General features: G+C 63.4%; 15 protein-coding genes and 4 tRNA genes. 18 read left to right on the forward strand and 1 reads right to left on the reverse strand.

The genetic code is table 11. The features are described 5' to 3' along the window. Positions 1 to 118: 118 nt before the first annotated feature. From AC1DWT_RS07395 to rplA, 11 genes are all read left to right on the forward strand, one after another. Positions 119 to 201, forward strand: a tRNA-Tyr gene (locus tag AC1DWT_RS07395). 238 nt (positions 202 to 439) lie between these two features. Beyond that, positions 440 to 512, forward strand: a tRNA-Thr gene (locus tag AC1DWT_RS07400). A 45-nt stretch (positions 513 to 557) separates the two neighbouring features. Then, positions 558 to 630: transfer RNA gene (locus AC1DWT_RS07405), tRNA-Met, on the forward strand. Positions 631 to 691: 61 nt separating this feature from the next. After that, positions 692 to 859, forward strand: coding sequence for a 50S ribosomal protein L33 (gene rpmG / locus AC1DWT_RS07410; protein ID WP_005252089.1), 168 nt, complete (start codon positions 692 to 694; stop codon positions 857 to 859). A gap of 88 nt (positions 860 to 947) precedes the next feature. Then, positions 948 to 1,511 carry a (3R)-hydroxyacyl-ACP dehydratase subunit HadA gene (gene hadA, locus AC1DWT_RS07415; RefSeq protein WP_072940017.1) on the forward strand — a complete coding sequence of 188 codons (564 nt, stop codon included), beginning with the start codon at positions 948 to 950 and terminating at the stop codon, positions 1,509 to 1,511. Further along, entirely contained in the window at positions 1,498 to 1,923 is a 426-nt protein-coding gene (gene hadB, locus AC1DWT_RS07420) for a (3R)-hydroxyacyl-ACP dehydratase subunit HadB (protein ID WP_005252091.1), read from the forward strand. The genes hadA and hadB overlap by 14 nt, the downstream gene beginning before the upstream one ends. Before the next feature lie 184 nt (positions 1,924 to 2,107). Next, positions 2,108 to 2,180: transfer RNA gene (locus AC1DWT_RS07425), tRNA-Trp, on the forward strand. Positions 2,181 to 2,211: 31 nt separating this feature from the next. Next, positions 2,212 to 2,664: a preprotein translocase subunit SecE gene (gene secE, locus AC1DWT_RS07430; protein WP_072940020.1), complete on the forward strand. Its 453-nt coding sequence runs from the start codon at positions 2,212 to 2,214 to the stop codon at positions 2,662 to 2,664. Positions 2,665 to 2,722: 58 nt separating this feature from the next. Next, the gene (gene nusG, locus AC1DWT_RS07435) at positions 2,723 to 3,628 is read left to right on the forward strand and encodes a transcription termination/antitermination protein NusG (RefSeq protein WP_072940023.1); all 906 of its coding nucleotides are present in this window, start codon (positions 2,723 to 2,725) and stop codon (positions 3,626 to 3,628) included. A 59-nt stretch (positions 3,629 to 3,687) separates the two neighbouring features. Further along, a complete protein-coding gene (gene rplK, locus AC1DWT_RS07440) occupies positions 3,688 to 4,122 on the forward strand; it encodes a 50S ribosomal protein L11 (RefSeq protein ID WP_005252095.1) in 435 nt (144 codons plus the stop codon). Positions 4,123 to 4,305: 183 nt separating this feature from the next. After that, positions 4,306 to 5,022 (forward strand): 50S ribosomal protein L1, encoded by a 717-nt coding sequence (gene rplA / locus AC1DWT_RS07445; RefSeq protein WP_005252097.1) that lies wholly within the window; start codon positions 4,306 to 4,308, stop codon positions 5,020 to 5,022. A 66-nt stretch (positions 5,023 to 5,088) separates the two neighbouring features. On the opposite strand, the gene AC1DWT_RS07450 is transcribed toward rplA, so the two are convergent. Beyond that, positions 5,089 to 6,708 carry an MFS transporter gene (locus tag AC1DWT_RS07450; protein ID WP_095862575.1) on the reverse strand — a complete coding sequence of 540 codons (1,620 nt, stop codon included), beginning with the start codon at positions 6,706 to 6,708 and terminating at the stop codon, positions 5,089 to 5,091. 463 nt (positions 6,709 to 7,171) lie between these two features. On the opposite strand from AC1DWT_RS07450, the gene rplJ reads away from it, so the two are divergent. The 7 genes from rplJ to AC1DWT_RS07485 all read left to right on the forward strand — a co-directional run. Beyond that, a complete protein-coding gene (gene rplJ / locus AC1DWT_RS07455) occupies positions 7,172 to 7,732 on the forward strand; it encodes a 50S ribosomal protein L10 (RefSeq protein ID WP_005252102.1) in 561 nt (186 codons plus the stop codon). Positions 7,733 to 7,810: 78 nt separating this feature from the next. Further along, entirely contained in the window at positions 7,811 to 8,197 is a 387-nt protein-coding gene (gene rplL / locus AC1DWT_RS07460; RefSeq protein WP_005252104.1) for a 50S ribosomal protein L7/L12, read from the forward strand. Between the two features lie 306 nt (positions 8,198 to 8,503). Continuing rightward, positions 8,504 to 9,574: an ABC transporter ATP-binding protein gene (locus AC1DWT_RS07465; protein WP_477920091.1), complete on the forward strand. Its 1,071-nt coding sequence runs from the start codon at positions 8,504 to 8,506 to the stop codon at positions 9,572 to 9,574. 77 nt (positions 9,575 to 9,651) lie between these two features. Further along, positions 9,652 to 10,464 carry an ABC transporter permease gene (locus tag AC1DWT_RS07470; protein ID WP_072940389.1) on the forward strand — a complete coding sequence of 271 codons (813 nt, stop codon included), beginning with the start codon at positions 9,652 to 9,654 and terminating at the stop codon, positions 10,462 to 10,464. Between the two features lies 1 nt (position 10,465). Continuing rightward, a complete protein-coding gene (locus tag AC1DWT_RS07475; RefSeq protein ID WP_179377612.1) occupies positions 10,466 to 11,341 on the forward strand; it encodes an MlaE family ABC transporter permease in 876 nt (291 codons plus the stop codon). A 4-nt stretch (positions 11,342 to 11,345) separates the two neighbouring features. Further along, positions 11,346 to 12,428: an MlaD family protein gene (locus AC1DWT_RS07480; protein ID WP_072939679.1), complete on the forward strand. Its 1,083-nt coding sequence runs from the start codon at positions 11,346 to 11,348 to the stop codon at positions 12,426 to 12,428. Continuing rightward, positions 12,425 to 13,003 (forward strand): MlaD family protein (locus AC1DWT_RS07485; RefSeq protein WP_477920092.1); only part of this gene is annotated, 579 nt, incomplete at its 3' end. The genes AC1DWT_RS07480 and AC1DWT_RS07485, both read left to right, overlap by 4 nt.

The raw sequence follows: 13,003 nt of genomic DNA on the forward strand, positions 1-13,003 counted from the left end.
TATCGGTTCGCAACCGCCCGTATCCACCCGGTTTGCAAAACGGGGGGCCGTTCGTTGTATTCTTCTTTCCGCAGCGGAGAGCGATTTCCCACAGATTTCGCGCTCCTCGTGCAACCCCGGCAGATTGCCCGAGCGGCCAATGGGAGCGGACTGTAAATCCGTCGGCTTATGCCTACGTAGGTTCGAATCCTACATCTGCCACACACAGAACCCCGGTGAGCGACAGCTCACCGGGGTTCTGTCGTTCGTGGGTGAGGCCGGGCCGTTCGTGGGTGAGACGGGGTGCCGGGCCCGCCGACCCGGCCCGGACCGGGCCGGAGACGCGTAGTGTCGGGTGCAGCGACTTACGAAAGCCGCTGACCAGCCAATTTGTTTCTGGTCGGAACTTCTGTGTAATCTCGTCAAGGCTTCAGCGCGCAGCGATGTGCGAGCGAAGCACGCCCCCTTAGCTCAGTCGGCAGAGCGTTTCCATGGTAAGGAAAAGGTCAACGGTTCGATTCCGTTAGGGGGCTCGCTGGATTGAAGTGGAGCGCCTGGTGCGCGACACTCGACACCGAGGCGGTGTAGCTCAGTTGGTAGAGCAAACGACTCATAATCGTTGCGTCGCCGGTTCAAGTCCGGTCACCGCTACACAATATGCATGATCCACCCTGATTGTTCGTAATCAGATTCACCCGAAAGAAGGCATCCCGTGGCCTCCTCGACTGACGTTCGGCCCAAGATCACTTTGGCCTGCGAGGTATGCAAGCACCGCAACTACATCACCAAGAAGAATCGGCGTAACGACCCCGATCGCCTGGAGATCAAGAAGTTCTGCCCGAACTGCGGAACTCACCAGTCACATCGCGAGTCCAAGTAACACGGTCCGGACAAGGGCTGCGTTCGCGAAGGGAGTCCTCTAGGCTGCCCTCACGCGCTGACGTCAAGGGTAGAAGAGGTTCTTTCGCGTGACTGACACTGTGACAGAGACAGAGGCCTACGCGCCCGCGGCTGTTCCTGCTGATCCTGCCGCGCACGCACTGGCGATGGTCGGGCACCACTACCGCGTCGACGACTTCTACGAGGTCGGACGCGAGAAGGTGCGCGAGTACGCGCGTGCCGTGCAGGACTGGCACCCCGCTCACCACGACGAGGAAGCCGCCAAGGGCCTCGGCTACGACGGTCTCCTCGCTCCTCTGACGTTCATCTCGCTCGTCGGCATCATCGCTCAGGGACGCCTCTTCAAGGAGATCGTCACCGGCTACGACCCGAGTCAGATCCTCCAGACCGACCAGCGGCTCGAATTCCACAAGCCGATCAAGGTCGGCGACCGGCTGGTCTGTGACGTCTACCTGGAGTCGTTCCGTCAGATGGGTGGCAGCGACATCATCGTCACCAAGAACATCGTCACCGATCAGTACGACGAACTCGTCCAGACCACGTGGACGACGCTGGTCGCGCGTACCGGTGGCGAGGTCGACGAGAACATCGCTCACGCAGTCAAGGACGTGATCATGCATGGCGCTTCGTAAGTTCGAGGACGTCTCGGTGGGTGAGGAACTCCCCGAGCGCATCGTGAAGCTCACGCGTGGCGACCTCGTCAACTACGCGGGCGTGTCCGGCGATCCGAACCCGATCCACTGGAGCGACGAGGTCGTCAAGCTCGCCGGTCTGGACAACGTGATCGCGCACGGAATGCTCACCATGGGTCTCGGCGGCGGTTTCGTCACGTCCTGGCTCGGCGATCCGGGTGCGGTCAAGGAATACAACGTTCGTTTCACGAGCTCGGTCTACGTCCGTGAGGACGAGGCCGCGCAGGTCGAGTACACCGGTAAGGTGAAGTCGCTCGACGAAGAAAGCAAGACAGCAGTAGTCGCGATCGTGGCGCGTTCCGAGGGGAAGAAGATCTTCGGTCGCGCCACCGCAACGGTCCGTCTGGCCTGACAGCCGGGTGGATTGGGTTTGTTCCGGGGCTTTGAAGTACACTGAGATTTCTGGGATTACTCAGCGCTGCGCGCTGCCCTACGGTGCTGTACGGCCGGCAAGGGTGGCGCGCGTGTCATGTAATCACAGAGAGGTCGGTCAAGAATTGGTCCGAGGCTAGATTCGGACCAGCTCTCCCGACCAAAGGGGCGTAGCTCAACTGGCAGAGCAGCGGTCTCCAAAACCGCAGGTTGCAGGTTCAAGTCCTGTCGCCCCTGCCCCCGGATGCCAGCGACTGAGAGGAACGACGTGAGCGAGGAGCGCGCCAAGCGCGACGGCGACACTTCAGGGTCCACGCGCCCGGACGGTGCCGACGACACCGCGGCCGACGCCACCACCACGCGTTCCGCCACTCCCTCGGGAAAGCCCAGCGGTAAGCGCCAGGGCCGTCGTTCTCCGGCAGGCACCGAGGTCGCCGCGAGTTCCGTGAAGGCACCGGAACAGTCGAAGTCGGACACGACCACCAAGGTCAAGCCGGCGAAGAAGGATCGCGCCGACAAGCCGCGCAAGGAAAACATCTTCAAGCGCCTGCGCCGGTTCTTCCGCGAGGTCATCGCCGAGCTGCGCAAGGTCATCTGGCCCAATCGCAAGCAGATGATCACCTACACCAGCGTCGTCCTGGCATTCGTGGTGTTCATGGTGACGTTCATCGGCGTGTTGGATCTGGCGGTCATCAAGGGCGTCACCTGGTTGTTCGGTTGACGGAATCCGCCCCGGTGGATCCGAAGTATGTGAGTGACGAGAGGAAGCGAGTGCCCCAGTGAGCACCCCCGAGAACGACACGAATGAGGCCTTGGCCGAAGAGCGTGTTTCTGCCGAGGCGGCAGCCGAAGTGGATGTCGAGGCTGCCGACGAGGGCACCGAAGCCGCGGAATTCTTCGGTGACGACGTCGCCGACGACGCCCCGGCCGACGAGATCATCGAGGACGAGGCTGAAGCCGAGGACGAGGCAGAAGCCGACGAGGAAGCTGTCGCCGACGAAGAAGCTGTCGCCGACGAGGAGGCCGTGACCGCCGAAGAGGCTGTGACCGCCGAAGAGCCCGAGGATCCCGTTGCGGAACTCAAGGCCGCGCTGCGTCGCGCACCCGGTGACTGGTACGTCATTCACTCCTACGCGGGCTACGAGAACAAGGTCAAGGCCAACCTCGAGACCCGTGTCCAGAACCTCGACGTCGGCGACTACATCTTCCAGGTGGAAGTTCCCACCGAAGAGGTCACCGAGATCAAGAACGGACAGCGCAAGCAGGTCAACCGCAAGGTTCTGCCCGGCTACATCCTGGTCCGCATGGATCTCAACGACGAGTCCTGGGGAGCTGTGCGCAACACGCCCGGCGTCACCGGATTCGTCGGTGCGACGTCGCGTCCGTCCCCGCTGACCCTCAACGAGGTGACCAAGTTCCTGCTCCCGCAGCAGGAGCAGAAGAAGCAGGCTGCCGCGGCAACCGTGTCGGCCGGCGAGACCGGCGGAGAGAGCTTCGCGAAACCGCTCATCGAGGTCGACTTCGAGGTCGGCGAGTCGGTCACCGTCATGGACGGCCCGTTCGCCACGCTGCCCGCCAGCATCAGCGAGGTCAACGCCGAGCAGCAGAAGCTCAAGGTCCTCGTCTCGATCTTCGGTCGCGAGACTCCGGTCGAGTTGTCCTTCACGCAGGTCGCGAAGATCTAGCGGCACATACTTGCACTGCARTAGCAAGAAACACACCCAGCAAGAATTAGGAAAACGAGATGCCCCCCAAGAAGAAGAAGCTCGCAGGGCTCATCAAGCTTCAGATCCAGGCCGGTCAGGCTAACCCTGCACCGCCCGTGGGTCCCGCGCTTGGTCAGCACGGCGTGAACATCATGGAGTTCTGCAAGGCCTACAACGCGGCGACTGAGTCCCAGCGCGGCAACGTGGTGCCGGTCGAGATCTCGGTCTACGAAGACCGGACCTTCGATTTCAAGCTGAAGACCCCTCCGGCTGCCAAGCTGCTGCTCAAGGCTGCTGGCGTGCAGAAGGGCTCCGGCGAGCCGCACAAGACCAAGGTCGCTTCCGTGACCATGGATCAGGTGCGCGAAATCGCGAAGACCAAGCAGGAAGACCTCAACGCGAACGACATCGAGCAGGCCGCGAAGATCATCGCCGGCACCGCACGCTCGATGGGTATCACGGTCGACGGTTGAGTCAGCCCTGATCGATCGACGGTACCGCCGTCGAAGATCGAGTGACGGCACCGCCGTCGAAGATCGATTGACGGCACCGCCGTCGAAGAAAGCGTGGGAGGGCCGGCCAGGCCCAGACCACTACTGAACCATTCACCACCGCAGACAAGACACACACTGCGGTGAGAAGTTAGGACAGAAGAAATGGCAAAGCGCAGCAAGGCGTATCTCGCCGCCGCTGAGAAGATCGACTTCGACAAGCTGTACAGCCCGCTGCAGGCTGCGAAGCTGGCGAAGGAGACGTCGTCGAGCAAGATGGACGCGACCGTCGAGGTTGCAGTTCGTCTGGGCGTCGACCCCCGCAAGGCGGACCAGATGGTTCGCGGCACGGTCAACCTGCCGCACGGCACCGGTAAGACCGCCCGCGTCATCGTGTTCGCAGTCGGAGAGAAGGCTGCCGAGGCCGAGGCAGCTGGAGCCGACGCCGTCGGCGCCGAGGACCTCATCGAGCGGATCCAGGGTGGATGGCTCGATTTCGACGCCGCCATCGCGACTCCCGATCAGATGGCCAAGGTCGGCCGCATCGCCCGCGTCCTCGGACCGCGTGGCCTGATGCCGAACCCGAAGACCGGCACCGTGACGGCTGACGTCACGAAGGCCGTCGCGGACATCAAGGGCGGAAAGATCAACTTCCGCGTCGACAAGCAGGCCAACCTGCACTTCGTGATCGGCAAGGCATCGTTCGACGACGCCAAGCTGGTGGAGAACTACGGCGCCGCGCTGGACGAGATCCTGCGTGCGAAGCCGTCCTCCGCGAAGGGCCGCTACGTCAAGAAGGTCACCGTTTCGACCACCACCGGCCCGGGCATCCCGGTGGACCCGAACCGCACCCGCAACCTTCTCGAGGATGCCGACGCGTAAGTCTCGCTACACACAGTTCGGCCGGTACGGAAATCTTCCGTACCGGCCGAACTGCTTTTTCCGGGTTCAGTTCTCGTCGGCGGTCTCCGGTTCGGTCTTCTTCCGCCACGCCAGCATCACGGAGTCCGTGCGGGCCGGCACCCAGGGCATGAAGATCGCGACGACGACCGCGCAGACCACGACGGCGCCCGCCGCGACGAGCGATGCGGTGTGCGAACCCTGTAGGACCGTTGTCTTCATGGTGAGGATGAGATTCTCACGCTGCTGCTCGAGGAACGGCGGGATCTCGCGCTTGCGGATCTCGAGCACACTCAGGACCGTGGCGCCGGCGAAACCTTTCTCGTCGTCGTTCATCAATGCGGCCGGAATGCGGTCGAGCAGTGGACTCATCGTCGTCGCGTAGTACGACGCGACGATCGATCCGAGCACGGCGACCCCGAGCGTTCCTCCGATTTCCCTGGTCGTGTCGTTCACGGCCGACCCCGCTCCGGCCTCGTCGAGTGGCAGCGACGCCATGATCGACTCGGTTGCCGGTCCCTGCACGATGGCCAGGCCCAGCGCCATCGACACCATCGACGGGAGCACGTCCGTCAGGTAACTGCTGTCGACGGCAACCTGGCCCCCGAGGTACAGGCCGACCCCGGTCAGGAGGAGACCGAACACGATCACCGGGGTGGTCCCGACCCGCTGCGCCAGCAGTGTGGCGATCGGGGCGCCGACCGCCACCGACACCGCGAACGGCAGCGAGGCGACACCGAACTCGAACGGCGTGTACTCGCGGACACCCTGGAAGTACTGCGTGATGAGGAACAGGAAACCGAACATCGAGAAGTACCCGATGGCGATCGCGAGGGCGGGCAGGGAGAACCGTCGGTTGCGGAACAGTCGCAGGTCGAGGACGGGGTGGTCGGTGCGCAACTCCCAGAAGACGAATCCGGTCAGTACCGCGATCGAGAGCGCGACGGCGCCGACGGTGACGGCCGACGTCCACCCGTGGTGAGGGGCTTCGATGATCGCCCACACGAGGACGGTGATGCCGGTGATCGAGGCTGCGATGCCGAGGAGGTCCATGCGCCCGATGACGGAGGCACGCGATTCCGGCACCAACATGAGCGTCGCAATCGCCGCGACTACGGCGATCGGCACATTGATCCAGAAGACGGAGTGCCAGCTGAAGTGCTCGAGCAGCCACCCACCGGCCATCGGGCCGATGGCGATCGCGAATCCGGCCATCGCGGTCCAGGCGGCGATGGCCAGCGCTCGTTCCCGCACGTCGGTGAAGATGTTGATGACGAGGGCGAGGGTCGCGGGGAAGACGGCAGCGGCGAAGACACCCATCGCGGCGCGGGCCGCGATGACCTGGCCCAGACTCTCGGCGTTGGCGCCCGCGATCGACATGACGGCGACGCCGATCAGGCCGATGACCATGACGCGTCGACGCCCATAGCGGTCGCCGAGGTTGCCGAACGCCAGGAGCAGCCCGGCGAACGTCAGTGTGTAGGCGTCGACGACCCATTGCAGGCCGCTGACGCTGGTACGGAGTTCGACGCCGATCGAGGGGAGAGCGACGTTGACGATGGTGTTGTCGAGCACGACCAGCAGTTCGGCCAGGCAGATCACGGCGAGCGCGAGGAAGCGGCGCGTCCGGGACCCGGCCACGACGGCTCGGGCTTCGAGGATTGTCATGAGAAAAAGCTAGCTCATACATGTTACGTGACGTAACAGGTAATTGATCCCAACTTCGGTCTGATGGGTCACAGCCCCGTCCGAAAGGTGACGCCGGTCACGTCTCTACGTCAGGGTCCGGCCGCGATTTGGCGGTTGAGCAGGACATGCCGTAATCTGACCTGCGGAGTTCGATGCACTATTCGAGCTTCACCCCAAATCATGTTCTACCCAAGACCGTTGGTGATCGCTCCCGCAAGGGTGTGATTGAAAGTCCGGGAATGTCCGGCGGCCCACGCAGGAGGACGAGGTAGGGGGATGCGTTTCGGTTGTGGGTTCGCGCCCTGGCCGAATGGCTTCCTTTCACGCCCCGTGTGCCCTGCACCGGGGCGTTTTGCATGTCGTGGATTGTGTGCTCCGGGATACCCGGCGGTGCGCAGCGGTTCCGAAGTGGGATAACGACTGTCATGAGAGGAGGCGAAGTATGGCAAAGCCTGAGAAGGTTTCCGCAGTTGCGGAGATCACCGAGCAGTTCAAGGGTTCGACCGCTGCTGTGATCACGGAATACCGTGGTCTGACGGTGGGCAACATCACGACACTGCGACGCGCTCTCGGAGAAGGTGCCACCTACTCCGTCGCCAAGAACACCCTGGTCAAGCGTGCCGCTGCTGAGGCGGGCGTCGAGGGCCTTGATGACCTTTTCGTCGGTCCGACCGCCATTGCATTCATCAAGGGCGAGCCCGTCGATGCTGCGAAGGCTCTGAAGAACTTCGCTAAGGACAACAAGGCGCTCATCATCAAGGGCGGCTACATGGACGGCGCTGCGCTGTCCGTGGACGAGGTCAACAAGATCGCGGACCTCGAGTCCCGCGAGATCCTGTTGGCCAAGCTTGCCGGCGCGATGAAGGGCAACTTGGCAAAGGCCGCAGGCCTGTTCAACGCTCCTGCTTCGCAGGTGGCCCGTCTGGCCGCTGCTCTGCAGGAAAAGAAGGCCGCAGAAGGCGGAGCTGCCGAAGCTCCCGCCGAGGCTGCAGCCGAAAGCTGATCCGCACCCGCGCATCACTGCTATAACCCCGCCCGGTCGCGGATCAGCGACATGGGACTTACAGGAAGGACCGCCACAATGGCGAAGCTCAGCACCGAAGAGTTGTTGGACCAGTTCAAGGAGCTCACCCTCCTCGAGCTCTCGGAGTTCGTGAAGGCATTCGAGGAGACCTTCGAGGTCACCGCCGCTGCCCCGGTCGCCGTTGCCGCTGCAGGCGGAGCACCGGCTGCCGCCGAGGCTGCTGAGGAGCAGGACGAGTTCGACGTCGTCCTCGAGTCGGCCGGCGACAAGAAGATCCAGGTCATCAAGGTCGTCCGCGAGGTCGTTTCCGGCCTCGGCCTGAAGGAAGCCAAGGACCTCGTCGAGGGTGCTCCGAAGGCCATCCTGGAGAAGGTTGCCAAGGACGCGGCCGACGCCGCCAAGGAGAAGCTCGAGGCTGCCGGCGCGAAGATCACCGTCAAGTAAGACGGTCTCTCACCCGCGCTGCTCACCGAGCAGACGAAGAGGGCCACTCCCCATCCGTGGGGAGTGGCCCTCTTTTTTGCGTCCTCGGGGGGCTTCGGAGTGTCGAGATTCCTGACCGAAAGCGGGACGCGCGATCAAGAATTTCGCTACCGTTATCCCAGTTCAGACGCGTTGTTTTGCATAGTGAGACCCGCAGTTGGCATGCTTCCTTACTCATGAGTAGCATCCCTTGTCACAGGTAACACGTCGATGCGATAGAGTGACCCAACCCACACGGGGTGAGTGCATCGAACGGTCGCGGAGGTAATGGTGGGAGTCGAGGTATCCGTCGAGGGACTGACCAAGTCCTTCGGCTCGCAGAGGATCTGGCAGGACGTCACGTTGACCCTTCCGGCCGGTGAGGTCAGTGCGTTGCTCGGGCCGTCGGGCACGGGTAARTCGGTGTTCCTGAAGTCGCTGATCGGTCTGCTCCGTCCGGAGCAGGGGTCGATCGTSATCGACGGCACCAACATTCTCGAGTGCTCCTCGAAGGAGCTGTACGAGATCCGGAAGTTGTTCGGGGTGCTGTTCCAGGACGGYGCGCTGTTCGGGTCGATGAACCTGTTCGACAACGTGGCRTTCCCGTTGCGCGAGCACACGAAGAAGTCCGAGTCCGAGATCCGCAASATCGTGATGGAGAAGATGGAACTSGTCGGCCTGCTCGGGGCCGAGGACAAGCTGCCCGGCGAGATCTCCGGTGGTATGCGCAAGCGTGCCGGGCTGGCGCGGGCGCTGGTGCTGGATCCGCAGATCATTCTCGTCGACGAGCCGGACTCGGGTCTGGATCCGGTGCGCACCACCTACATTTCGCAGACGTTGATCGACATCAACGCGGAGATCGATGCGACGATTCTGATCGTGTCGCACAACATCAATCTGGCTCGGACGGTGCCGGACAACATCGGGATGTTGTTCCGCCGGCATCTGGTGATGTTCGGTCCGCGGGAGGTGTTGCTGACCAGCGAGGAGCCGGTGGTCAAGCAGTTCCTGAACGGCACGATGATCGGTCCGATCGGGATGTCGGAGGAGAAGGACGAGGCGCAGATGGCGCAGGAGCAGGCGATGGTCGATGCCGGGCATCATGCCGGTGGTGTCGACGATGTGGAGGGGATCGTTCCGCAGATGAAGGCGACGCTGGGGATGCCGTTCCGGCAGGCCGTGGCCCGTCGTCAGGAACGGGTCCGGCACATCATGCACACCCTGCCGGAGAACGCGCAGATCGCGATCCAGGAAAGCCTCGGAGCGGACGGCGTCGGCGACGAGTGGAGTCCGGGAGACGCAGACACGGACCGAATGTACTTCGAGGCAGCGGGATTCGACACGGGAGTTGCGAAGTGACGAGTGTGAAGGTCCCGATCGCCGTGGACGTCGCGCCGATCGAGCCGGACGCAGCGGAGAAGCGACGGCGGCCGCGTCTGTCGATCGCCGCGGTGGGGAAATACCTGAAGGACACGCCCATTCGCAGCCTCGCGACTTTGGGGCGATCCGGTGAGCTCGCCGTGAACATCCTGAAATACACGGTATCCGACACGATCGCCCTGCGGTTGCCCCTCGAGGAGGTGGCCACGCAGATGTGGAAACTTCTCAAGGTCACCGCACTTCCCGCGCTGCTGATGGCGGTGCCGATCGGTGCCGAGGTCTCGGTGCAGGTCGGTGGAATCATGAACCAGGTCGGCGCGAACTCGCTGGCAGGAGCCGCGAGTGGGCTGGGCGTGGTGGGGCAGGGGGCGCCGATGGCGGCGGGACTGCTGATGAGCGGTGCGGCCGCATCGGCGATCGCCTCCGATCTCGGTGCCCGTGCGATCCGCGAGGAGATCGAAGCGATCCGGGTCATGGGAATCGACCCGGTCCAGCGACTGGTCGTTCCGCGGTTCATCGCGATGGTCGCCATCGCACCGATGCTGTGCATCGTCATCGTCGCGGCCGGTGTGGCGGCGGGGCTGGTGATTTCGGCGAATGTCAACGATGTGGTGCCCGGCAGTTTCTGGCAATCGTTCGGCTCCTTCGCGACACCGACCGATCTGGTCTTCTCCGTGCTCAAGTCGGTGATCTTCGCGGCGCTCGTCGTGTTGATCGCCAGCCTGCGAGGTCTCGAAGCGAAGGGCGGCCCGAAAGGCGTGGCCAACGCGGTCAATGCCTCGGTGGTACTCAGTGTCTTCTGCATCTTCATGACCAATCTCGTGGTCAGTCAGATCCAGATGATGTTCTTTCCGGCCCGGTTGGCGTGACATGAACACACACTCCACGCATCGCAGGGGACCTGTCGGCGGGGTTCTGCTGCAACCGATTCGCTCGGTGGGTCGCGCTGCGACGTCGGTGATCGAGGAAATCGGTCAGGTGACGGTCTTCACCGTCAAGACGGTCGCATTGCTGCCCACAACGCTGCGGCACTACCGCAAGCAGACGATGACCACCATGAACAACATGGCGTGGGGGAACGGATCCCTCGTCGTCGACGGTGGTGTCGTCAGCCTGATGTTCTTCCTGGGACTGGCCGTCGGCGCCGTCGTCGCGATCCAGGCGTTCATGGCCTTCGATCTGCTGGGCTTCGGCGCGTTGACCGGGATCATCGGATCGTTCGGCAATGTCCGGGTCATCGCCCCGATCATCACCGGAATTGGATTCGCCGCGCAGGCCGGCTGCCGGATGACCGCCGAGATCGGCTCGATGCGCATCTCCGAGGAGATCGACGCCACCGAATCGATGGGATTGCAGGCCATTCCGTTCGTGGTCGGGACGCGGCTGATCGGAAGCATGCTCATCGTGATCCCCGGGTATCTGATGGCGCTCGTGGTCAGTTTCTTCACCGGAGGGTTGATCATCAAGACGTTTCACCGCCAGCCTTCGGGTACCTACGATCACTACTTCAGCCAATTTCTCAGTGTTCCGGACCTCGTGGCGTCGCTGGTCAAAGCAGTCGTCTTCTGTGCCGTCGTCACGATGATCCACTGCTACTACGGATACTTCGCCGGTGGCGGGCCCGCGGGGGTCGGCGCGGCGTCCGGGCGGGCTATCCGGGCGAGCCTCGTCGCGATCGTCGTCCTGAATTTCTGTATGACTGTGGCGATCTGGGGCCTCAGTCCCGAACTAGTGTTCAAAGGATGAGTCAATGAGCAGAGCGAGGAGTCAGGACTTCCTGAGAGGGGTCCCCGGCCGTCAGAGCCGAGTGCTGCACGGGGCGGGGCTGGGGGTCGTCGTGACGACCTGCGCAGTGATCGCTGCAGTCTGGGTATACCCGAGCAGCGCGGACACGGAAGGGTTGCCGATCAGCATCGACGTCCCCTACGTGGGCCCGGGCGTCGACTCCGGCACGAAGGTGATCCTGCGGGGCGGTGAGGTCGGTGTCGTCACYGGATTGGAACGGACGGGCGCGGACTCCGTCCGCATGGACCTCCAGCTGGATCCCGACCAGATCGGCGGCCTGACCGATGCCTTCGATGTCGACTTCCGGCCGCAGAACTACTTCGGTTCCACCGCCGTCAATCTGGTCGGCAGGCCCGGCGGTTCCGGTCTGGAGGCACACCGCACCCTGGACCGCACGCCCACAGGAGATTTCACGATGTCGACCATGATCGAGAAGGGTTCGCTGGCCGTCGACGGCACCCTGACGGACTCGATGATCACCAGCTTGGACAAGGTCGTCCGGTACACCGACGGCCTGACACCGATGTTCGATGCGGCACTCGTGCTCGGCGACCGGGTCGCGCAGACTCAGCAGGCACTTCCGGCCGACCTGCTCGGGCGTGTCAACGACGTCCTCGACGTGTTCCCGGCGTTCAATCGACAGGCGATCGATTCGCTGACCCACATCTACAACAGCACCTACAACCAGCGACCCGACGGTTCGGTAGGGGTCGACGACCCGTTCATGGACGAGACGGACGCCGGTCTGACCCTGGCGGCCGGACAATTGTTCGGACAGGCCGGGCAGTTGCTGAAATCTCACGGTGACGAACTGGTACCGGTCACCGAGGTGGTCTCGGAACTCGCCGGCGTGGTGCCGCACCTGTACGACGGTGGGGCGCGCCCCGAGCGACTGCGCACCGCCGTCGAGCGGCTGGACTCGGCGTTCGAGGACAGCGGCGACGGGCAGCGGCTCAATCTCCGGATCGTCCTGGACGATCTGCCCGCACTGGCGGCCCCGCTCGCGTTGACCGGTGCCCCGCCGTCCGAGGACGGGGCCGGCCGATGAGCAACCGAACCAGGTACATCGTCACTCTCGTCAAGCTCGCCGTCGCGGCTGCGGTCTCCGTGGTCCTCTTCATCATCGTGATCAGCGCGATGAAGAGCCCGGTGACCAATGAGACAAACAGCTACACAGCGGAATTCACCGATGTCTCCGGGCTCGGTGCACACGGGGACATCCGAACGAAGGGGGTCCGGATCGGCAAGGTCGAATCGGTCGAACTGATCCGGGACGGCGGGCGGAGTCTCGCGGAAGTGCACTTCACGATGGAGAAGCCGTATCAGCTCACCTCCGACACGATCCTCGCGGTGAAGTACCAGAACCTCACCGGCGTTCGCTACATCGACGCCGAATTCCCCGAAAATCCGGGCGGAGCAGTCGATCGACTGCCTGCCGACAAGACGCGGGCCTCGTTCGACATCACCGAGTTGTTCAACGGACTGCAACCGGTACTCGCGACCATGAGCACCGACGACATCAACACCTTCACCGACAACGCGATCTCGCTTCTGCAAGGAGACGGAAACGGACTGTCACCGATGCTCGAAGACGCACAGAAACTCGCCGGCCTCGCCCACGAC

The organism is Rhodococcus sp. P4_B6 (genome assembly GCF_056402215.1).

Excerpts from the sequence above, each read along its gene's own strand:
- AC1DWT_RS07475 (WP_179377612.1), top strand. The coding sequence starts at position 10,466 with ATGAACACACACTCCACGCATCGCAGGGGACCTGTCGGCGGGGTTCTG.
- rplK (WP_005252095.1), top strand. The coding sequence starts at position 3,688 with ATGCCCCCCAAGAAGAAGAAGCTCGCAGGGCTCATCAAGCTTCAGATC.
- rplL (WP_005252104.1), top strand. The coding sequence starts at position 7,811 with ATGGCGAAGCTCAGCACCGAAGAGTTGTTGGACCAGTTCAAGGAGCTC.
- hadB (WP_005252091.1), top strand. The coding sequence starts at position 1,498 with ATGGCGCTTCGTAAGTTCGAGGACGTCTCGGTGGGTGAGGAACTCCCC.
- rplA (WP_005252097.1), top strand. The coding sequence starts at position 4,306 with ATGGCAAAGCGCAGCAAGGCGTATCTCGCCGCCGCTGAGAAGATCGAC.
- AC1DWT_RS07450 (WP_095862575.1), bottom strand. The coding sequence starts at position 6,708 with ATGACAATCCTCGAAGCCCGAGCCGTCGTGGCCGGGTCCCGGACGCGC.
- rplJ (WP_005252102.1), top strand. The coding sequence starts at position 7,172 with ATGGCAAAGCCTGAGAAGGTTTCCGCAGTTGCGGAGATCACCGAGCAG.